This is a genomic window from Dankookia sp. P2, assembly GCF_050632255.1.
GTDB lineage: Bacteria > Pseudomonadota > Alphaproteobacteria > Acetobacterales > Acetobacteraceae > Paracraurococcus.
Genome location: NZ_CP192581.1, coordinates 4,432,968 through 4,452,778, shown reverse-complemented (window position 1 = coordinate 4,452,778; position 19,811 = coordinate 4,432,968). Strand labels below are relative to the sequence as shown.

At 73.7% G+C, this 19,811-nt stretch carries 17 protein-coding genes and 8 pseudogenes; 14 read left to right on the top strand and 11 right to left on the bottom strand.

The features are described 5' to 3' along the window. Nucleotides 1–52 precede the first annotated feature (52 nt). Nucleotides 53–559 (bottom strand): annotated as a pseudogene (locus tag ACQ86J_RS26405) (hypothetical protein); the annotation flags it as partial. 189 nt (nt 560–748) lie between these two features. Between ACQ86J_RS26405 and ACQ86J_RS26400 the strand changes: the two are divergent. Next, the gene (locus ACQ86J_RS26400) at nt 749–1,291 is read left to right on the top strand and encodes a peptidoglycan-binding domain-containing protein (RefSeq protein ID WP_431267869.1); all 543 of its coding nucleotides are present in this window, start codon (nt 749–751) and stop codon (nt 1,289–1,291) included. A 69-nt stretch (nt 1,292–1,360) separates the two neighbouring features. Here ACQ86J_RS26400 and ACQ86J_RS26395 read toward each other — a convergent pair. From ACQ86J_RS26395 to sdhC, 4 genes and pseudogenes are all read right to left on the bottom strand, one after another. Next, nucleotides 1,361–2,142, bottom strand: a pseudogene (locus ACQ86J_RS26395) (succinate dehydrogenase iron-sulfur subunit). A gap of 14 nt (nt 2,143–2,156) precedes the next feature. Continuing rightward, nucleotides 2,157–3,967 (bottom strand): annotated as a pseudogene (sdhA, locus tag ACQ86J_RS26390) (succinate dehydrogenase flavoprotein subunit). Between the two features lie 20 nt (nt 3,968–3,987). Beyond that, nucleotides 3,988–4,385, bottom strand: a pseudogene (gene sdhD, locus ACQ86J_RS26385) (succinate dehydrogenase, hydrophobic membrane anchor protein). Next, nucleotides 4,375–4,848: a succinate dehydrogenase, cytochrome b556 subunit gene (gene sdhC, locus ACQ86J_RS26380; RefSeq protein ID WP_431267868.1), complete on the bottom strand. Its 474-nt coding sequence runs from the start codon at nt 4,846–4,848 to the stop codon at nt 4,375–4,377. The pseudogene sdhD and the gene sdhC overlap by 11 nt, the downstream one beginning before the upstream one ends. Nucleotides 4,849–4,995: 147 nt before the next feature. Between sdhC and ACQ86J_RS26375 the strand changes: the two genes are divergently transcribed. Continuing rightward, nucleotides 4,996–5,130 carry a hypothetical protein gene (locus tag ACQ86J_RS26375; protein WP_431267867.1) on the top strand — a complete coding sequence of 45 codons (135 nt, stop codon included), beginning with the start codon at nt 4,996–4,998 and terminating at the stop codon, nt 5,128–5,130. An 89-nt stretch (nt 5,131–5,219) separates the two neighbouring features. Here the strand turns inward: ACQ86J_RS26375 and ACQ86J_RS26370 are convergent, their stop codons facing one another. Continuing rightward, nucleotides 5,220–6,533 (bottom strand): SMR family transporter, encoded by a 1,314-nt coding sequence (locus ACQ86J_RS26370; protein WP_431267866.1) that lies wholly within the window; start codon nt 6,531–6,533, stop codon nt 5,220–5,222. Between the two features lie 74 nt (nt 6,534–6,607). Here ACQ86J_RS26370 and ACQ86J_RS26365 point away from each other — a divergent pair, with 74 nt between their 5' ends. Both ACQ86J_RS26365 and ACQ86J_RS26360 read left to right on the top strand, forming a co-directional pair. Then, the gene (locus tag ACQ86J_RS26365) at nt 6,608–6,847 is read left to right on the top strand and encodes a hypothetical protein (RefSeq protein WP_431267865.1); all 240 of its coding nucleotides are present in this window, start codon (nt 6,608–6,610) and stop codon (nt 6,845–6,847) included. After that, a complete protein-coding gene (locus ACQ86J_RS26360; protein WP_431267864.1) occupies nt 6,793–7,470 on the top strand; it encodes an EamA family transporter in 678 nt (225 codons plus the stop codon). Before ACQ86J_RS26365 ends, ACQ86J_RS26360 begins: the two co-directional genes overlap by 55 nt. 104 nt (nt 7,471–7,574) lie before the next feature. On the opposite strand, the pseudogene ACQ86J_RS26355 reads toward ACQ86J_RS26360, so the two are convergent. The 5 genes and pseudogenes from ACQ86J_RS26355 to ACQ86J_RS26335 all read right to left on the bottom strand — a co-directional run bounded on the left by ACQ86J_RS26355 (nt 7,575) and on the right by ACQ86J_RS26335 (nt 12,297). After that, nucleotides 7,575–9,346 (bottom strand): annotated as a pseudogene (locus ACQ86J_RS26355) (ABC transporter ATP-binding protein). Then, nucleotides 9,307–10,582: pseudogene (locus ACQ86J_RS26350) on the bottom strand (CCA tRNA nucleotidyltransferase). Before ACQ86J_RS26350 ends, ACQ86J_RS26355 begins: the two co-directional pseudogenes overlap by 40 nt. Before the next feature lie 62 nt (nt 10,583–10,644). Then, nucleotides 10,645–10,896: a hypothetical protein gene (locus tag ACQ86J_RS26345; protein ID WP_431267863.1), complete on the bottom strand. Its 252-nt coding sequence runs from the start codon at nt 10,894–10,896 to the stop codon at nt 10,645–10,647. Nucleotides 10,897–10,974: 78 nt separating this feature from the next. Further along, complete coding sequence (locus tag ACQ86J_RS26340) at nt 10,975–11,541, bottom strand: NUDIX hydrolase (protein WP_431267862.1); 567 nt, start codon at nt 11,539–11,541, stop codon at nt 10,975–10,977. A gap of 175 nt (nt 11,542–11,716) precedes the next feature. Further along, nucleotides 11,717–12,297 (bottom strand): annotated as a pseudogene (locus ACQ86J_RS26335) (DUF1285 domain-containing protein). Between the two features lie 203 nt (nt 12,298–12,500). On the opposite strand from ACQ86J_RS26335, the pseudogene ACQ86J_RS26330 reads away from it, so the two are divergent. From ACQ86J_RS26330 to ACQ86J_RS26285, 10 genes and pseudogenes are all read left to right on the top strand, one after another. Continuing rightward, a pseudogene (locus ACQ86J_RS26330) lies at nt 12,501–13,521 on the top strand (AAA family ATPase). 86 nt (nt 13,522–13,607) lie between these two features. Beyond that, nucleotides 13,608–13,889: a DUF58 domain-containing protein gene (locus ACQ86J_RS26325; protein WP_431267861.1), complete on the top strand. Its 282-nt coding sequence runs from the start codon at nt 13,608–13,610 to the stop codon at nt 13,887–13,889. After that, nucleotides 13,838–14,431 carry a hypothetical protein gene (locus ACQ86J_RS26320; RefSeq protein ID WP_431267860.1) on the top strand — a complete coding sequence of 198 codons (594 nt, stop codon included), beginning with the start codon at nt 13,838–13,840 and terminating at the stop codon, nt 14,429–14,431. The genes ACQ86J_RS26325 and ACQ86J_RS26320 overlap by 52 nt, the downstream gene beginning before the upstream one ends. Before the next feature lie 121 nt (nt 14,432–14,552). After that, the gene (locus tag ACQ86J_RS26315; protein WP_431267859.1) at nt 14,553–15,710 is read left to right on the top strand and encodes a BatA domain-containing protein; all 1,158 of its coding nucleotides are present in this window, start codon (nt 14,553–14,555) and stop codon (nt 15,708–15,710) included. Next, nucleotides 15,656–15,949 carry a hypothetical protein gene (locus tag ACQ86J_RS26310; RefSeq protein ID WP_431267858.1) on the top strand — a complete coding sequence of 98 codons (294 nt, stop codon included), beginning with the start codon at nt 15,656–15,658 and terminating at the stop codon, nt 15,947–15,949. The genes ACQ86J_RS26315 and ACQ86J_RS26310 overlap by 55 nt, the downstream gene beginning before the upstream one ends. Nucleotides 15,950–16,021: 72 nt before the next feature. Further along, nucleotides 16,022–16,339 carry a hypothetical protein gene (locus tag ACQ86J_RS26305; protein ID WP_431267857.1) on the top strand — a complete coding sequence of 106 codons (318 nt, stop codon included), beginning with the start codon at nt 16,022–16,024 and terminating at the stop codon, nt 16,337–16,339. 77 nt (nt 16,340–16,416) lie between these two features. Continuing rightward, nucleotides 16,417–17,316, top strand: coding sequence for a DUF4159 domain-containing protein (locus ACQ86J_RS26300; protein ID WP_431267856.1), 900 nt, complete (start codon nt 16,417–16,419; stop codon nt 17,314–17,316). After that, complete coding sequence (locus ACQ86J_RS26295; RefSeq protein WP_431267855.1) at nt 17,317–18,165, top strand: hypothetical protein; 849 nt, start codon at nt 17,317–17,319, stop codon at nt 18,163–18,165. Then, nucleotides 18,057–19,430: a hypothetical protein gene (locus ACQ86J_RS26290; protein ID WP_431267854.1), complete on the top strand. Its 1,374-nt coding sequence runs from the start codon at nt 18,057–18,059 to the stop codon at nt 19,428–19,430. The genes ACQ86J_RS26295 and ACQ86J_RS26290 overlap by 109 nt, the downstream gene beginning before the upstream one ends. Further along, entirely contained in the window at nt 19,430–19,777 is a 348-nt protein-coding gene (locus ACQ86J_RS26285; protein ID WP_431267853.1) for a hypothetical protein, read from the top strand. The genes ACQ86J_RS26290 and ACQ86J_RS26285 overlap by 1 nt, the downstream gene beginning before the upstream one ends. The last annotated feature ends 34 nt before the right edge of the window (nt 19,778–19,811 follow it).

The following is a 19,811-nucleotide window of genomic DNA, read 5'->3' as shown; positions in this document are numbered from 1 at the left end:
CGCCGGTGTCCACCACGCGAAGCACCGCGCCTGCGCCGAGATCGACGATGGCGAAGAGGCCCTCGATCGGCCGCCCATGCACGGTGGTGCGGGCGCCCGATGTCTCGTAGCAGGGCACGCGCAGCGAGCGGCGGCCGCGCTCCTCCGCCGTGCCGAACCAGCCGACGGTCAGCGGGGCGCAGAACAGCGTGTCGAAAGACGTATAGCCGCGCTTTCGCATCGCCGCCTGCCAGTCGGGATGGGCGATGGTCAGCTTCGCCGCCGTCTCCCATTCCTCCAGCAGCACGCCGGACTGGGCATCGGCGATGCTGCGCGGGCCGTCGACGCGGCCGGTCGCCAGCTCGACCTCGGCCTCCGCCAGGGCGGTGCCGCGGCGCAGCACGACATGGGCGCGGCGTGGCGGCGCAAGGTTGCCGAGGACGGCCGCCTTGGCCGGCTCGGCCAGGTCCACCGCGATGAAGCGGGTCGCGTCGTCGGCGGCGCCGGCGCCGCGCAGGGCGGCGACCGCCGCCTCGATCTCCGCGGCGCTCAGCGGGTCGAGCGGATGCGCCGCCGCCATGCCCCCCATTGCCAGCCATGCCGCCAGCCCCCAGCGTGCCCAGCCTGCCGTCATCCCGCAGCCCCCATTGCCCATACCGCCCGCATCACAGCCGCTTCGCCATCGAACCACGAGGGATTTCGCGTGTTCGGGCAAATGGTCTCGGAAACGGATGGGAAAGGATACGCGGCGATGCGAGGAGCGTCATGGATGGTGGCGGTGGCGGCGGTGCTCGCGGCACCGGTGCTGGCGCAGCAGGCGCCGGCGCTGCTCTACACCCAGCCGCTGGCGCCGGCGACGGTGACCGCGGTGCAGGAGAAGCTGCGCCAGGCCGGCACCTATACCGGTCGGGCCGACGGGGTCTGGGGCCCGGACAGCCAGGCGGCGCTGGAACGCTTCCAGGCGACGCATGGGCTGGTCGCCTCGACCCAGCTCAATCCCGCCACCGCCGCGACGCTCGGTTTGGCGCCGAGCGAGCTGCTGGCGGCCGGCCCCGGCGCCGGCCCCGCCCCCGGCACGCCCGCGGCGATGGCGACGGAGCCGCTGAACCCGGCGGCGGTGCGCAACATCCAGACCCGGCTGAAGGCGCTGAACTTCTACAAGGGCGATGTGGACGGCGCCTGGGGCGCCAGCACCCAGGCGGCGATCGAGCGCTTCCAGCAGGGCCGCGGGCTGCAGGCGACCGGGCAGCTGAACCCGGTGACGGCGCGGGAGCTGGGGCTCGACCCGGCGGATCTGGGCGCGGGGCGCTAGGCGGCCAAAGAGAAACCCCGCCGGGCTCGCGCCAGGCGGGGTTCATCGGGTCCGGACGGCGGCGGGGGATTAGCCCTCCCGCTCCACCATCATCTGCTTGATCTTGCCGATCGCCGCGGCCGGGTTCAGCCCCTTCGGGCAGGTCCGGGCGCAGTTCATGATGGTGTGGCAGCGATACAGCCGGAACGGGTCCTGCAGGTCGTCGAGCCGTTCGCCGGTCGCCTCGTCGCGGCTGTCGGCGATCCAGCGATAGGCCTGCAGCAGCACCGCCGGGCCGAGATAGCGGTCGCCGTTCCACCAGTAGGACGGGCAGGCGGTGGAGCAGCAGAAGCACAGGATGCACTCCCACAGCCCGTCGAGCTTCGCCCGTTCTTCCTTGGACTGGCGGCGCTCGCCATCCGGCGGCGGCGGCGTGTCGGACTTCAGCCAGGGCTCGACCGAGCGCAGCTGGGCGTAGAGCTGCGACAGGTCCGGCACCAGATCCTTCACCACCGGCATGTGCGGCAGCGGGCTGATCTTCACGTCGCCCTTCACGTCCTCGATCGGCTTGAGGCAGGCGAGGGTGTTCAGCCCGTCGATGTTCATCGAGCAGGAGCCGCAGATGCCCTCCCGGCAGGAGCGCCGGAAGGTCAGCGTGCTGTCGACCTCGTTCTTGATCTTGATGATCGCGTCGAGGACCATCGGGCCGCACTTGTCGAGGTCGATCTCGAAGGTGTCGGTGCGCGGGTTCTCCCCGAGTCGGGATCGAAGCGGTAGATCCTGAAGGACTTGACGTTCTTCGCGCCCGGGTCGGCCTTGTAGGTCTTGCCCTGCTGGATGGTCGAGTTCTTCGGCAGCGTAAAGGTAGCCATTGGGGCGTGCTTCCTTAGTAGACCCGGGCCTTGGGCGGGAAGACCTGGACCTCGTTGGTCAGGGTCCGCATCTTGACGTCGCGGTAGTCGAGCTTCACGGCGCCCTTGTCGTCGACCCAGGCGAGGGTGTGCTTCATCCAGTTCTGGTCGTCGCGCTCGGGGTAGTCTTCCTGCGCGTGGGCGCCGCGGCTTTCCTTGCGGGCCTCGGCGCCGTGGATCGTGGTCAGCGCGTTGCCAATCAGGTTGTCGAGCTCGAGCGCCTCGACCAGGTCGCTGTTCCAGATGAGGGAGCGGTCGGCGATCTTGATGTCGGCATAGCCGGCATGGACCTTGTCCATCTTCGCCACGCCCTCCTTCAGCAGCTCGGAGGTGCGGAACACCGCGGCATGCGTCTGCATGGTCCGCTGCATGTTCAGCCGCAGCTTGCCGACCGAGGTGCTGCCCTTGGCGTTGCGGACGCGGTCGAGACGGTCGAGCGCCGCCTGGCCGGCATTGGCCGGCAGCGGCGGCTGGGAGGCGCCCGGCTTGATCGTCTCGGCGGCCCGGTGCGCCGCGGCGCGGCCGAAGACGACGAGGTCGAGCAGCGAGTTGGTGCCGAGCCGGTTGGCGCCGTGCACCGAGACGCAGGCCGCCTCGCCCACCGCCATCAGGCCGCGGACCACGCGGTCCTGGTCCTTCGCCGTAGGGTTCAGGACCTCGGTGTGGATGTTCGTCGGGATGCCGCCCATGTTGTAGTGGACGGTCGGAAGCATCGGGATCGGCTCCTTCGTCACGTCCACGCCCGCGAAGATCTTCGCGGTCTCGGAGATGCCGGGCAGCCGCTCGTGCAGGATCTCGGCGCCGAGATGCTCGAGATGCAGGTGGATGTGGTCCTTCTCCGGGCCGACGCCGCGGCCCTCGCGGATCTCGACCGACATGGCGCGCGAGACGACGTCGCGCGACGCCAGGTCCTTCGCGGTCGGCGCGTAGCGCTCCATGAAGCGCTCGCCTTCCGAATTCGTCAGGTAGCCGCCCTCGCCGCGGGCGCCTTCCGTCACCAGGCAGCCCGAGCCGTAGATGCCGGTCGGGTGGAACTGGACGAACTCGTTGTCCTGCAGCGGCAGGCCGGCCCGCAGCACCATGCCGCCGCCGTCGCCGGTGCAGGTATGGGCCGAGGTGCAGGAGAAGTAGGCGCGGCCATAGCCACCCGTGGCCAGCACCACGGTCTGGGCGCGGAAGCGGTGGATGCTGCCGTCCTCCAGGCACCAGGCGGTGACGCCGCGGCAGACGCCGTCCTCGTCCATGATCAGGTCGAGCGCGATGTACTCGACGAAGAACTCGCAGTTATGCTTCAGGCTCTGCTGGTAGAGCGTATGCAGGATGGCATGGCCGGTGCGGTCGGCCGCGGCGCAGGCGCGCATCGCCGGGGTCTTGCCATAGTCCTGCATGTGGCCGCCGAAGGGGCGCTGGTAGATCCGCCCGTCCTCGGTCCGGCTGAAGGGCACGCCGTAGTGCTCAAGCTCGATGATCGCCGGGATCGCCTCGCGGCACATGTATTCGATGGCGTCCTGGTCGCCCAGCCAGTCCGACCCCTTCACGGTGTCGTACATGTGCCAGCGCCAGTCATCCTCGCCCATGTTGCCGAGCGCGGCGCCGACGCCGCCCTGGGCGGCGACCGTGTGGCTGCGGGTCGGGAAGACCTTGGTGATGCAGGCGGTCTTGAGGCCCGAGGCGCCCATGCCGAAGGTGGCGCGGAGACCGGCGCCGCCGGCCCCACCACCACCACGTCATAGGTGTGGTCGACGATGCGGTAGGCCCCGCGGGAAGGTGAGGTGATCGCGTTCATGGTCCGTGTCCCTATCCGCCTCAGACCGCGATCCGGAGGACCGCGAGCGCCGAGGCGATCGCCAACAGCCAACAGATGGCCTTGATCGCCAGAATGGAACCCATCTTGACCCATTCCTGGTTCGCATAGTCCTCCACGATCACCTGCATGCCTGCCGCGGTGTGATGGAAGGCGAGGGCGATGGAGGCCAGCAGCAGCACCGCGTTGACCGGGTGCGCGATCCAGGCCCGCGTCTCCTCATACGGGGCGCCGGCGAGGAGGCGGCCGAGAGCGCGAACCAGAGGGTCAGCGGCAACAGGGCGGCGGAGGTGACGCGCTGCATCCACCAGTGATGCGTGCCGCCCTTGGCGGAGCCGAGCCCGCGCACCCGGCCGAGCGGCGAGCGGAGCACGGTGTTCTTGGCGTATTCATTGGCCATGGTGGTGGATCCTCAGCTTCGCCCAGGCGATGATGGTGATGAGCCAGGTCAGCACGGTCATCACGGCGGTGGCGATCAGCACGGCGCGGCCGGACTTGTAGGTCGAGGGCAGGTCGTAGCCATAGCCGGCATCCCAGGCGAGGTGCCGGATGCCGTTCAGCGTGTGGTACCAGGCCGCGGCGGTCAGGCCGATCATCCCGAGCACGCCGAGCCAGGAGGTGAGGAACCAGGTCACCGCCCCGTAGGCGCCGGGCCCGGCCGCGGTCGCCACCAGCCACCAGACCAAGATCAGCAGGCCGACGGTCCAGACCACGCCGGTGATCCGGCCGGCGATCGACATGGCGCTGGTCAGCTGCATCATGTCGTACACCTGCAGGTGCGGCGACAGGGGCCGGCGGATGGGCGTGCCGTCCGTTCGGCGACCTTCCATGGTCGCCTCGCGCGAGTCCTGCATGATGGACATGGATGTCTTGCACTCCTGGGATTGGCCGCGCGCGGTGCGGCTTCCATGTGACACGCCTTCTATTGTGCCCTGCGGCAGAGCGTCAATTGCACCCGAGGCTGCAAGTAGGCGTGGACAAAGGGTTGTTAGGAATTTTATCCTTGTCCGATGTCCCAACCTCCGCCGCCGGACCCGCCGCCGCGCCCGCCCTGGCTGCAGAGGCTCCGCCCCTGGGCGGAGCTGCTGCACCGGCTGCTGGCCGCGATCGCCGCGGCGATCGCCATCTGGAAGGGGCTCGGATGAGGGTCACGCTCGCCGGCACCCTCCCTAAGCCCGGACGGCGGCGCCGGTTCGTTGCCGGCCGCGGTCCGTGCCGAATAAGCGGTGCCCGGTCAGGCCAGGATGAAGTCGCCGGCCTCCAGAACATGCCGGCCCACCAGCTCGATCTCCCGCAAGGGGGCCGGCAGCTGGGAGGCGTCGCCGAAGGGCGCGAGGAACTGCACCAGCGTCGTGCAGCCGTCGATCTCATACCGCACCTGCAGCGCCCGGCTGTCACCGAAGCCTTCCGTCCCGAGGAAGACGGGTGGCGGCTGCCCGCCCGGGTCCGGGAAAAAGTTCCGGTATGCGGCGAGATCGATCCGGTCCACCCCCGGCCGGAAATCGAGGATGACGTCGCGCTGCCCGGGCCCGGCGCCGGTATCGGCGGTGAAGCTGGTGCCCTCCGGCTCCAGGCTGCGGCCGAAGACGAATCGGTCCGCCCCGGCGCCGCCGATCAGCGCATCGACGCCGACGCCGCCGACCAGCGTATCCGCGCCGCGTCCTCCCGAGAGCAGGTCGTCGCCCCCGCCGCCGCGGACCAGGTCGTCGCCGGCCCCGCCGAACAGCCGATCCGGCCCGTCCGCGGCGATCAGGTTGCCGCTGCCGACCGGGCTGACATCGGAGGCGCCATAGCCCTCGATGGTGTCGTTGCCACCGCCGCCGAACACCGTATCCGCGCCGAAGCCGGCGATGACCCGGTCGTCGCCGGAACCGGCCAGGATCAGGTTGTCGCCCGGCCCGAGCGGACGGGCGCCGGGGAAGGGTCCGAAGTCGCCCGGCTGGAACGGGCCGCCGGAGCGGGGGATGTTGTCGCCGGCGAGGAGGTCGTCGCCGGCGCCGCCGAGGATGGTGTCGTCGCCCTCGCGGCCGATCAGGACATCCGCGCCGCCGCGGCCGAGGATGCGGTCGCTGCCCTGGTCGCCGGACAGCAGATCGGGCCCCGGGCCTCCCGTGAAGACAGGCATGGTTGCGTTCCTCCGGCGAGGCGGCGTCCGGCCGTCCCGCATGGGGCGGAAGCCCGCGGCCGGCCGGACGCGGCAGCCGGCCGGGACACGCCTCTGCGATCCGGCGCTCCAGCTCGCCAGCTTGAGGCCGGCGACCCCGCCGAGGATGAGCGCGAGGCAGAGGATCCGCGCGGCGCTGGCTGGGTCGCCCTCCACGCCCATGCCCCACAGCGCGGTGCCGAAGGCGCCGATCCCGACCCAGACGGCATAGACCGTGCCCATCGGCAGGACCTGCAGGGCGCGCGACATGCAGTAGAAGCTGACCGCCATGGCGGCGACCGTCGCGGCGCTCGGCCCGAGGCGGGTGAAGCCATGGGTGTATTTCAGCAGCACGGCCCAGACGATCTCGAAGCTGCCGGCGACGGCCAGCCAGACCCATGCCATTCGGTGCTCTCCCGGCTTGACAGCGGCCGGTTTCCCCGGCGCGGTGCGCGGCAGGAAACGCAGCCCAGGGCCGGATGACCAACGCCATTCTCTTCGCCCTGCTCTGCAACCTGCTCTATGCGGCCGGCTATGCGCTGGCGAAGTGGCTCTCCGGCAGCCTCGACCCGCTCGAGATCACCTTCCTCCGCAGCGCGCTGGTGCTGGTGGCGGCCATGGGCGCGACCGGCCCTCAGGCCCGGCGCGGCGGCGTCCTGGCGGCATGCGCTGGCGCCGCCGCAGGGCCTGGGACCAGCGGCTGGCCGCGCTGGCGCTGATCGCCTCCACCACCATCAGCGTCTTCGGCTATGCGCTGCTGCCGGTGACCGAGGCCTCGGCGCTGGGCTTCACCGGGCCGATCCTGCTGACCGCCTGCGGCGCGCTGCTGCTGCGGGAGCGGGTGGACGGCCGGCGCTGGGCGGCGCTCGGCTGCGGCTTCGCGGGCATGCTGGTGATGCTGCGGCCGGGCGGCGGGCTGTTCGCCGTCACCTCGCTGGTGCCGGTCGCCGCGGCGCTGGCCTATGCGCTGTACCAGGTGCTGGTGCGGCGGCTGCGCGGCGTGGCGGATGCGAACGACGCGCTGGTGCAGGGCGCGCTCTGCGGGACGCTGCTGCTGGCGCTGCCGGCGCTGGTGGTCTGGCGGATGCCCTCGGCTTCGGTGCTGGCACTGGTGGTGCTGTTCACCGCGGTGCAGACGGCGGCGCTGGCGGCGCTCGCCGCCGCGGTGCGGCGGGCCGAGGTCTCGGCGATCGCACCCTGGCATTATTCCCGGCTGGTCTTCGCCCTTGCCATGGACGCGCTGCTCTTCGGCCGGGTGCCGCCGGCCGGGGCGCTGGCGGGGGCCGCGCTGATCGCGGCGGGCGGGCTGGTGCTGCTGCGGCGGCCGGCGCAACCGGGCTGACGGCTCGAGCAGATCGCGGGAGGGCGTGAACGCCCGGACGCGTGACTCTGCTCGACAAACACTGTCACGGCCCGGATCGCGTTCAAGCAGGCGCGCAATCCGGGTTAGGCCGCCGCCACGACCTCGCCGCCGAAGGCCTGGGTCCGCACCAGCCTGGCATACAACCCATCCCCGGCCATCAGCGCCGCATGCGTCCCCTGCTCCACCGCGCGGCCGTCCTGCATCACCACGATCCGGTCGGCCTCGCGCACCGTCGCAAGCCGGTGGGCGATCACCAGCGTCGTCCGGCCCTGCCGCAGCCGGGCCAGCGCCGCCTGCACCAGCGCCTCGTTCTCGGCGTCGAGCGCGCTCGTCGCCTCGTCCAGCAGCAGCACCCGGGGGTCGCGCAGCAGCGCGCGGGCCAGCGCCACCCGCTGCTTCTGCCCGCCGGACAGCCTGCCGCCGCCGGGGCCGAGCGGCGTCTCGTAGCCCTGCGGCAGCGCCGCGATGAAGTCGTGCGCCGCCGCCGCACGGGCCGCCGCCTCGACCTCCGCCGCGGTCGCGCCGTGGCGGCCGCAGGCGATGTTGGCGAAGGCGGTGTCGTCGAACATCACCGCGTCCTGGCCGACATAGGCGATGGCGTCGCGCAGCGGCTCGAGCGTCACCGCCCGCAGGTCGGCGCCGTCGATCCGCAGCGCGCCCGCGGTCGCGTCATAGAGGCGCGGCACCAGCGCCAGCGCCGTCGACTTGCCGGCGCCGGAAGGCCCGACCAGCGCCACGGTCTGGCCGGGCTCGGCGGTGAAGCTCAAGCCCTCCAGCGCCGCATCCGGCGTGCCGTCATAGCGGAATCCGACATCGGCGAACTCCACCCTGCCATGCCCCGGCGGCAGCGGCGCCAGCCCCGGCGCGTCGCGCACCTGCCGCGGCACGTCGATCACGGCGAAGACGCGGGACAGGCCGGCCAGGCCTTCCTGCAGCGCGGCGTTCAGCGAGCCCAGCGCGCGGGCCGGACGGGCCGCGATCAGCAGCGCCGCGACGAAGCCGGTGAACTCGCCGATCGTCCCCTGGCCCGAGGATACCCGCCAGCCGACGAAGCCCAGCACCGCGGCGACGGCAAGGCCGCCGAGCGCCTCCAGCGTCGGGTCGAGGCTGGCGCGGGTGCGGGCGATGGCGAACAGGCTCTCGCGCAGCCGGGCGAAGGCGCGGCCGGCGCGGGCCTCCTCCTGCGCCTCCAGCCGGTAGGCGCGGACCACGCGGGCGGCGGCGAAGCTTTCGGTCAGCTGCGCCGCGGTCTCCCCATGCGTTCCTGCATGCCGCCCGAGGCGCGGCGGATGCGCTTGCCGAGGCGGAGGATCGGCACGATGGCGATCGGGTACATCGCCCCGGCGATCAGCGACATCTGCCAGTCCAGCCAGACCATCGACCCGACCAGGCCGATGACGGTCAGGATGTCGGCGGCGCCGTTGATCGACTTGGTCAGCGCCTCGCGGATCGCCGCCGCGTCCACGGTGAAGCGGGTGGCGTGGCGGGCCGGGGCATCGCGCACCACCATGGCCAGGTCGGCCCGGGTCAGGGCGCGGAACAGGTCGGCCTGCAAGGCCTCGATGACCCGGAGCACCACCGACTGCACCGCGACGGCCTGGCCGAGATGCGCCAGCGCCTTGGCGCAGGTGACGAGGATGATCACCAGCGGCAGCAGCCAGATCAGGTCCGGGTCGGCGGCATTGAAGCGGTCGAAGCCCTGCTGGATGACGATGGGGTAGAGCGCGGTGAGCCCGGCCAGTGCCAGGGTGCAGAGCACCGCCAGGGCGATGCCGTGGCGGTGCCGCGCCAGGTAGTCTCGCAGCAGGCGGCGGATCAGGGCGCGGGAGGAAGCGTCGGCGGGAAGGACGGCCATGGCGGCGGGGGTATCAGATCGCCGGGCCGGCGGCCAATGCTGCGCAGCCGCGCCCGGCAGGCGGCGGCATCGTCGGTGCAGCCGCGCTCCAGCCACCAGGCGCGGGTGGCGGCCAGCAGGCGGCCGACCGCCGGGCCAGGCGGCAGGCCGAGCGCGAGGACGTCCCGGCCCTGCAGCGGGAAGACCGGCCGCGGCAGGGCGCCGAGCCGCGCGGCGAGACCCGCCCAGTCCCCGGGCGGCGCGGCATCCCGGATGTCGCTGGCGGGATCCGGTCGGGCCGCAGCCTCGGCAGCGGCGCGGAGCCAGGGCGGACCAGCAGCGTTTCGGCATCGGCCTCGGCCAGCAGGCGGTTGAGCGTGGCCGGATCGGCCCGCCCCGGCAGGACGACGGCGCCGCGCGTATAGCCCTCCAGCCGCGCGGCCTCCTCGCCGGAGAGCCGCAGCCGCTGCGCCAGCGCCGGGAGGTTGGCCTCCGGCCGCAGCAGCGCGGCCAGGCGAGTCAGCGGGGATTGCGGCAGGCCGGAGGCGAGCAGCGCGCCGAGCCGGCCGAGCCAGACCCCCTCCGGCAGCACCGCCGCGAGCACGCCGGTCTCCGCCATCAGCGCCAGCGCGCCCAGCGGGTCGGGCGTCGCCAGCAGGCGCTTCAGCTCCATCCAGACCCGCTCGGCGGACAGCCGCGCGCCAGCCCCGGTACCGCGGCATGGATCGCCGCCAGCGCCGCCGGGTCCGGCGCCCCATGGCCGTAGCGGGCCTGGAAGCGGAAGAAGCGCAGCGCCCGCAGGTAGTCCTCGGCCAGCCGGGTCGCCGGATCGCCGACGAAGCGCACCCGCCCCGCCGCCAAGTCAGCCCGGCCGCCGAAATAGTCCCAGAGCGCGCCATCGGCGGCCATCGACATGGCGTTGATGGTGAAGTCGCGCCGCGCCGCATCCTCCCGCCAGTCGGTTGTCCAGGCGACTTCGGCATGGCGGCCGTCGGTCGCCACGTCGCGGCGCAGGCTCGTGACCTCGACCGGCTGGTGGTCCAGCACGGCGGTGACGGTGCCATGCGCCAGCCCGGTCTCGAAGACCTTCAGCCCGGCCGCGCGCAGCCGGGCGGCGACCGTCTCGGGCGGCAGCGGCGCGCCGATATCGACATCCTGCACCGCCCGCCCCGCCAGCACGTCCCGCACCACGCCGCCCACCGCCCGCGCCCCGGGCAGCGCCGCCAGCACCGCCGCCGCCGCGCCGCGCCACAGGATCTCCGGCGGCGGATGCCGCGCGGCGGGCGGGTCATGGCGCAGGACGCCGGTCTCCCGCAGGCTCACCGCGCCGGCTCCCGGTGCCCCGGCACCACGTGGCCATCGGGGCCGAGCGCCGCCGGCACATAGACCTCATGCGGCCGCATCGAGACCGAGAGGCCGAACCAGACCGCGAAGAGGAACATGAGCAGCACCCCGACCACCCCGGCCAGGAGGAAGCGCGGTCCCGGCTCGATCCCCGGATTGAGCCAGCGCCAGAGCGCGAAGGCGGCGAAGGGCAGCAGGAAGAGCAGGGATCTGATCAGGTAGGGCATCGGTGCGCCATGACAGGGGGATCATCATGCCACGACAACGCGGCAGGGGGTGTGCCGCCGCGCCGGTCCTCGGGGCGTTCAATGCCCGCGCAGCACCTTCGCCAGGTTGACCAGGATCGCCGCCGTCGCGCCCCAGATGTAGTGCCGCTCATGCGGCCAGACCCAGAAGGTGCGGGTCCGCCCCTTCCATTCCGCCGTCCGCCGCTCCGGCGCCTTGGGATCCAGGATGACCGAGAGCGGCAGCTTGAAGGGCTCCTCCACCTCGCGCGGGTCGGCGACGAGGTTCAGCGCGGCGGCGGCACCAGGGCGACCACCGGGAGTGATGTGGAAGCCGGTGCCGGTATGGTGTTCCGGCAGCCGCCCCAGCAACTCCGGCAGGCGGGGATCAAGCCCCACCTCCTCCGCCGCCTCGCGCACCGCCGCGGCCTCGGGCGTCTCCCCGGCCTCGATGCGCCCGCCGGGGAAGCTCACCTGGCCGGCATGGGCCGACAGCTTCGCCGCCCGCAGGGTCAGCAGGATGCCGGGCTGCGGATGCAGCACGATGGGTACCAGGACCGCGGCATGCTTCAGGGCCTCGGCCCGGAAGCCCTCGGAATCGTTGAACTCGGTCGCGCCGACCAGGGCAAGCGCCGCTGGGTCGGCCATGCGGGCCGCAATTTCCGCTGGTGTCACGCCGATGCAGGTCCTTATGTCTGGGCGAGGCTCGTCAGACCTTCGCACCATCCGGCGCCGCGGTCATCGGCGCCGCATGTCGAAGCGGCCGATTCAGACCTTCGCGCCCTCCGGCGCTGTGGTCATCGGCGCGCCTCGGCAGCCCGCATCATTCCGCCGCGACGTCCAGCGCCGGGGTCTCGTCGATCGGGAAGAAGACGCCCTCGCTCCAGACCCCGAGCACCTCGCGCCCATCCAGCATCTCGGTCTGGCCGAGCGCCACGAGCTCGTAGAAGACCGCGCGGTTGATCTTCGCCTCCAGCCCCGGGCGCACGGTGATGTAGGGCGCGGCTCGCGGGTCTTCGGGCAGAGATGCACGCGGATCGGGTGCTCGGCATCGGCGGTGACGAGCTGGTCGAGGTTGGTGCGGAAGGTCAGGCATTGCCGCGGCTTGCCGTCGCCGCAGTCGCAATCCTTCCACCACATCTCGACCGCGACGAAGGGGGCGTCCTCGACCTCGATCCGGCCGCGCTCCACCGGCGTCTCCAGCCAGTAGCTGCCATCCGCCTCGCGCCGCAGCACGCTGGCGAAGAGGCAGACCAGCTCCTTCCGGGCGATCAGCCCGCCCTCATGGTACCAGGCGCCGTTGCGGTCGATCCGGATCTTGTAGTGGCCAGCCTCGATGCTTCGCCCGCGGCGGGCCGGCCCCGGGGCTTGCCGCCGGGACAGCCGCGCCCCGATGCGGGCCATCCTCGGGCCTCATACCGTTCTGCACGCCTGCCTCCCCATTCACCGCTTTGTCCGGGACGCCCCTGGCCATAGGCTTGCCCATCCACATCTCTCGCACACGTCCGGGTGACGTCATGTCCCCGGGGCGTCGCCAGGGACGCGCCGCTGCCAATATAGGGATCGGGTCTGGGATGATTGAAGTGGCCGGGACCACGAAGGACAGCATGAACGGGAACTCGACCCCTGGAGCCTCCCCCGGCGGCGACCCCGCTTCCCTGGTGGCGGAGGTCGAGGCGCTCGGCGAACGCCTGCAGCGGGTGCGGGATCTCGGTCGGCCGCGTCATCTTCGGCCAGCAGGAGGTGGTGGAGCACACGCTCATCACCCTGCTCTCCGGCGGGCATTGCCTGCTGGTCGGCGTCCCCGGCCTCGGCAAGACCAAGCTGGTGGAAACGCTCGGCTCGGTGCTCGGCCTCGATGCCCGGCGGGTGCAGTTCACGCCGGACCTGATGCCGGCCGACATCATCGGCTCCGAGGTGCTGGAGGAGGCCGAGGACGGCCGCCGCGCCTTCCGCTTCCTGCCCGGCCCGGTCTTCTGCCAGCTGCTGATGGCGGACGAGATCAACCGCGCCAGCCCGCGCACCCAGTCCGCCCTGCTGCAGGCGATGCAGGAGCAGAAGGTCGCGGTCGCCGGCCACGTCCACCCGCTGCCGCTGCCCTTCCACGTCCTTGCGACCCAGAACCCGATCGAGCAGGAGGGCACCTACCCGCTGCCCGAAGCCCAGCTCGACCGCTTCCTGCTCGAGGTCGAGATCACCTATCCGGACGAGGCCGCCGAGCGCGCCATGCTGCTGGCGACCACCGGCGCGCGGGACGAGCGGCCGGTGCGGGCGCTGACCGCGGCCGAGCTTGATGGCCGCCCAGGCGCTGATCCGCCGCATCCCGGTCGGCGAAGGCGTGCTGGACGCCATCCTCCGCCTGGTGCGCGGCGCCCGGCCGGAGCATTCGGCCGATCCGATGGTGCGGAAGCAACTCGCCTGGGGGCCGGGCCCGCGCGCGGCCCAGGCGCTGATGCTGGCGACCCGGGCGCGGGCGGTGCTCGACGGCCGCCTCGCCCCTCGGTCGAGGACGTGCTGGCGCTGGCCCAGCCGGTGCTGCGCCACCGCATGGCGCTGAACTTCTCCGCCCGGGCCGAGGGCATCCAGGTCGCCGACGTGATCGAGACGCTGAAGGCCCAGCTTGGCTGACCCGGGCGGCGCAGGGCCGGGCAAGGCGCGCCCCCGGCGCCGCGGCGCTGCGCGCGGAAGCGCTCGGCGCCCGGCTGCCGCCGCTGGTGGTCGCCGCCGACCGCGTCGCCGCCACCGTGCTGCAGGGTGTCCACGGCCGGCGCCGGGCCGGCCAGGGCGACGCCTTCTGGCAGTTCCGCCCCTTCCTGCCGGGCGATGCCGCCGGGCGGATCGACTGGCGGCAAAGCGCCAAGTCGGATCGCGTCTTCATCCGGGAGACGGAGTGGGAGGCGGCGCAGACCATCGCGCTCTGGTCCGACGCCTCGCGCTCGATGGAATGGGTCTTCTCCCCGGCCGGCCGACCAAGCGGGACCGCGCCGACCTGCTGACCGCGGCGCTCGGGGCGCTTGCGCTGCGCGGCGGGGAACGGGTGCGGCTGATCGGCGGCGCCGGGCGCAGCCATGCCGGCCGGGCCGGGCTCACCGCGCTGGTCGAGACCATGACCACCGTCACCAAGTCGCGCGCCCTGCCTGCCCCGGACCACGGCCTGCCGCGCCATGCCCGGGCGGTGCTGATCGGCGACTTCATGGCGCCGCTGCCGGAGATCCATGCCGCGGTCGCGGCGCTGGCCGCCTGGCCTGTGCGCGGGCACATCCTGCAGGTGCTGGACCCCGAGGAAGAGACGCTCGGCCAGGGCAACCGCGCCTATGCCGGGCGTGTCCTGTTCGAATGGGGCGGCGCGGGCGGCCAGGCCATCCTGGTGCCGAGGGTCGAGGAGGCCCGCCCGGTCTATCTCGAGCGCCTGCGCCACCACCGCGAGGGGATCGCCGCCATCGCCGCCGCCGCGGGCTGGGGCTTCATGACCCATCACGTCGATCAGCCGCCACAGACGGCTTTGCTGGCCCTGTGGCAGGCCCTCGCGCCACAATAGGGGCTGACCGCATGGGCACCCCCGTCATGCAGCAAGGCAACCAGGTTCCGCAATTCGGGGTTGTGGCCGCTGGTCCTGCCGCTCCGGCCCGGATGCCCGCCGCTATCGTCACGGCTTCCCAATGCTAAGTCTTGGCCCCATCGCCTTCGCCGCCCCCTGGCTGCTGCTCGCCCTGCCGGCGCTGCCCGTCCTCTGGTGGCTGCTGCGGGTCACGCCGCCGGCGCCGCGCCGCATCGCCTTCCCCGCATTGCGGCTGCTGCGCGACCTGCCGGTCGCCCAGGAAACCCCGGCGCGGACGCCCTGGTGGCTGCTGCTGCTGCGCATGGTCGCCGCCGCCCTGCTGATCCTCGGCCTCGCCCAGCCGGTGCTCGGCCCCGGCGCCGGCGGCGCGGCCGGCCAGGGCACGCTGCTGCTGGCGGTGGATGATGGCTGGGCCGCCGCGGCCGACTGGCCGGCCCGCATGGCCGTGGCCGGCGGCGCGCTGGACCGCGCGGGGCGCGAGGGCCGCCGCGCCGCGCTGCTCGCCACCGCCCCTGCCGAGACCGGCGAGCCGCCCCGCGTCATCGGCCCGATGCCGGCCGGGGACCTGCGCGCCCGGCTGGCGGCGCTGCGACCCAAGCCCTGGGCGCCCGACCGCGCCGCGGCGCTCGCCGCCTTCCAGGCCTGGCGCGGCGCCAATCCCGGCGCGCTCTCGACCCTGCTGGTCAGCGACGGGGTGGAGCACGGCGCCGAGGCGGCCGGCCCCTTCCAGGCGGCCCTGGCCGGCGCAGGAAGCCTCACCGTGGCCATGGCCGAGGCTCGCCCGACCCGCCTGCTGCCGCCGCCGGTCGCCGAGGCCGACCGGCTCCGCCTGCGCGTCCAGCAGGTGCCGCTGCCCACCGCGACCGAGGCGCTGGTGCTGGCCCGCACCGGCGACGGCCGCGCCATCGCCCAGGCCAGCGTCGCCATCCCCGCCGGGGCGGCGCAGGGCGAAGGGGTACTCGAGCTGCCGGTCGAGCTGCGCAACCAGGTGGTCCGGCTGGAGATCGAGGGGGAGACCGGCGCTGGCGGCGTCGCCCTGCTGGACGAGCGCTTCCGCCGCCGCCCCGTCGGCCTGCTGCCGCCGCAGGAGGAAAGCGCCGACGCGCCGCTGATCGGCGATCTCTTCTACCTCGACCGCGCGCTCGCCCCTTCGTCGAGCTGCGGCGCGGCCCGCTCGACCGGCTGCTGGCCCGGCCGATCGCCGTGCTGGCCCTGGCCGACCGGCCGGTGGCCGAGGGCGCCGAGCGCGAGGCGCTGACCCGCTGGGTGGAGCGCGGCGGCACCCTGATCCGCTTCGCCGGCCCGCGCGTGGCGGAGCGCCCGGACCCGCTGCTGCCGGTGCCGCTGCGCGCCGAGCGCCAGCTCGGCGGCTCGCTCTCCTGGGAGCAGCCGCAGCGCCTCGCGCCCTTCCCGGAGAACTCGCCCTTCCTCGGCCTGCCGGTGCCGGAGGAGGTGACGGTGGAGCGGCAGGTCCTGGCCGAGCCCTCCCCCGCCTGACCGAGCGGACCTGGGCGCGGCTCGGCGACGGCACGCCGCTGGTGACCGCCGAGATCGCGTGGCAAGGGGCGCGTGGTGCTGTTCCACGTCACCGCCAATGCGGAGTGGTCGAACCTGCCGCTCTCCGGCCTGTTCGTGCAGATGCTGCGGCGGATCGTCGCACTCTCGGCCGGCATCCAGGGACAGGAAGGCGATGCGCCGCTGGCGCCGCTCGAGCTGCTGGACGGCTTCGGCCGGCTCGGCGCCGCGCCGCCGGCCGCGGCGCCGGTCGCCGCCTCGGCGATCGAGACCACCGTCGCCTCGCCGCGCAACCCGCCGGGCTGGTACGGCACACGCCGGGCCAGCGGGGCCAGGAGGATGCGGCCGATGCCGCCTATCGCCGGGCGCTGAACCTCGGTGGCGCGATCCCCGGGCCGCGCGCCGCGCCGCCGCCCCCGCCGGGCGCCGCGACGCTGGCCATCGGCGGCGTGCCGGCGGAGCGCGACCTCGGGCCCTGGCTGCTGGCCGCGGCGCTGCTGCTGCTGGCCGCCGACCTGCTGATCGGGCTGGTGCTGCGCGGGCTGCTGGCCGTCCCGCGGCTGGCAAAGGTGGGCGCGGTGCTGCTGGCGGTGCTGGCCGCGGCGCCGGCCGAGGCCCAAAGGGCGCCAGGGGCGCCGGCGGCCGAGAGCGACCCGGCGCTGGCCACCCGGCTCGCCTATGTCGTCACCGGCGACAGCGCGATCGACGAGACCCAGCGGATGGGCCTCGTCGGCCTGTCGGACTTCGTCAACCGCCGCACCGCCGCGGCGCTGGCCGACCCGGCCGCGGTGACGCCGGGGCAGGACGACCTCTCCTTCTACCCGCTGCTCTACTGGGTCATCCTGCCGGATGCGGCGCAGCCCGATCCGGGCGCGGTGGTCGCGCTGAACGACTTCATGCGCCACGGCGGCATCATCCTGTTCGACACGCGTGACGAGGGCAGCGGCGAGGGCTTCGCGCCGGGCGCCCGCGCGGCGCTGCGCCGCGTTACCCGCGACCTCGCCATCCCGCCGCTGGCGCCGCTGTCGGAGGACCACGTCCTCAAGCGGTCCTTCTACCTGTTGCCCGACCTGCCCGGCCGCTTCGCCGGCGGCCAGGTCTGGGTGGCGCGGGACCAGGACCGGGCCAATGACAGCGTCTCGCCGGTCATCCTCGGCGGGCATGACTGGGCGGCGGCCTGGGCGATCGACGCGCGGGGCAACAATCCCTTCGCCGTCATCCCCGGCGGCACGCGGCAGCGCAGCCTCGCCTACCGCTTCGGCGTCAACCTCGTGATGTACGCGCTGACCGGCAACTACAAGGGCGACCAGGTCCATGTGCCGGCCATCCTCGAGCGGCTGGGGAACTAGATGCAGCAGGCCTTCGCCGGGATCGACCTCTCCCCCGTCGTCCCGATCTGGCTGATTGTCGCGCTCGCCGTGGTGGCGGTGCTGGCGCTGGTCCCGGCCTTCTGGCGGCGGGCCCGCGGCGCGCCGCTGCGGGCGCTGGTCTTCGCGCTCATCCTGCTGGCGCTCGCCAATCCCCGCCTGGTGGAGGAGACGCGGGAGACCCGCCCCGACATCGCCCTGCTGGTCGTCGACCGCTCCGACAGCGCCCGCATCGGCACCCGCGCGGCGCAGGTCGAAGCGGCGCGCACCGCGCTGGAAGCCCGCCTGGGCCGGCTGCCGGAGCTGGAAGTGCGCACGGTGGAGGTGCCGGAGGGCGGCAACCAGGGCACCCGCCTGTTCGCCGCGATGGAGCAGGCGCTGGCGGAGATCCCCCGCGCCCGGCTGGCCGGCGTCATCGCCCTGACCGACGGGCAGGTGCACGACGTGCCCGCCGCTTCCCCATCGAGGCGCCCTTCCACGCCCTGCTGCCGGGCAAGCCGGGCGAGGTCGACCGGCGCCTCCGGGTCATCGAGGCGCCGGGCTTCGGCATCGTCGGCCGCAGCGTCGAACTGCGGGTCGCGGTGGACGACCTCGGCGTGCCGAACGCGGCAGGCGCGGCGCGGCTTTCCATCCGCCGCGACGGCGCGCCGCCCCGCGTCGAGAGCGTCCCGGTCAACCGCGAGCACCGCATCGAGATCCCCATCGAGCGCGGCGGCCCGACCGTGGTCGAGCTTGCCGCCGAGGCGCGGCCGGGCGAGGTGTCGGAGCTCAACAACCGCGCCGTCGTCACCGTCACCGGCGTGCGCGACCGGCTGCGGGTGCTGCTCGTGAGCGGGGAGCCGCATGCCGGCGAGCGCACCTGGCGCCGCCTGCTGAAGGCCGATCCGGGCGTCGACCTGGTGCATTTCACCATCCTCCGCCCGCCGGAGAAGGATGACCTGACCCCGCTGAACGAGCTGGCGCTGATCGCCTTCCCGGTGCGCGAGCTGTTCCAGGTGAAGCTGCGCGAGTTCGACCTCGTGGTCTTCGACCGCTTTGCCAATCGCGGCATCCTGCCCCCCGCCTATCTCCGCAACATCGCGGACTATGTCCGCGGCGGCGGCGCGCTGCTGATGTCGGTGGGTCCCGAATTCGCCGGGCCGGTCAGCCTGGCCGCGACGCCGCTCGGCGCCGTGCTGCCGGCGCGGCCGGCGGTCGGCGCGGGCCAAGGCGCAGGCATGTCCGGCGCGGCGGAGGGCGCCTTCCGGCCGATGGTGACGACACTCGGCGCGCGCCATCCCGTCACCGAAGGCCTGACCGGCGCCAATCCGGACGAGCAGCACGAGGCGTCCTGGGGCCGCTGGTATCGCAGCATGCGGGCCGACCAGCGCAGCGGCACGACGGTGATGGAAGCCGCCGGCGGCGCGCCGTTGCTGGTGCTGGACCGCGTCGGCGAAGGCCGCGTCGCCCTGCTGCTGTCGGACCATATCTGGCTCTGGTCGCGCGGCCATGACGGCGGCGGGCCGCAGGCCGAGCTGCTGCGCCGCGCCGCCCATTGGCTGATGCGCGAGCCGGAGCTGGAGGAGGAGGACCTGACCGCGCGGATCGAGGCCGGCCGCCTGCACGTCCAGCGCCGCAGCGTCGAGGCGGCGCCGCCGCCCGAAGTCACCGTCACCGCGCCCGATGGCACCACCCGCCGCGCCCCGCTGCAACCGGGCCCCGGCGGCCGCGCCACGGCGGAGCTGGCGGCCGAGCAGCCCGGCGTCTGGCAGGTCTCGGACGGCCGCCGCAATGCCTTCGTCGCCGCGGCGGCGGCCAACCCGCTGGAGGTCGCCGACCTCCGCGCCGACCCCGCCCGCCTCGCGCCGATCCTGACGGCGACCGGCGGCGGCGTCCGCTGGCTCGGCACCGCGCCCGAGCCGGTGCTGCCGGAGCTGCGCCGGGTCGGCCCCGGCCGCGATGCCCAAGGCGGGAGCCAGGGCGGCTGGATCGGGCTGCGGCGTAACGGCGACCACACGGTGACCGGCATCGCCGCCATGCCGCTGCTGCCGCCCTGGCTGGCGCTGCCCCTGGTGCTGGGCATCGCCGTGCTGGCCTGGCGGCGGGAGGGACGCTGATGCGACGGCTGCTGCTGCTGCTGCCCCTGGTCCTGGCGGCCTGCGCGAGCGAGCCGCCGCTCGAGGCCCGGCTGCAGCCGCTGGTCGGCAAGACCGAGGCGAAGCTGGTCCAGGCGCTCGGCGTGCCGAACGCGACCTATGCCGCCGGCGGCGACCGCTTCCTGCAATACGAGGACCAGACCAGCACCATCTATCCCGGCGATCCGTTCTGGGGCGGCCGCTACCGCCGCTTCGGCGGGCCGATCTATTCCCCGCCGCTGGTGATCACCCGCACCTGCGCCATCACCTTCGCCCTGCGTGACCAGCGGGTCGCCAGCTTCACCTTCCGCGGGAATGGCTGCCGGTAGCTGGCGGCGCACCGGAACCCGGAGTAAGCAGGCG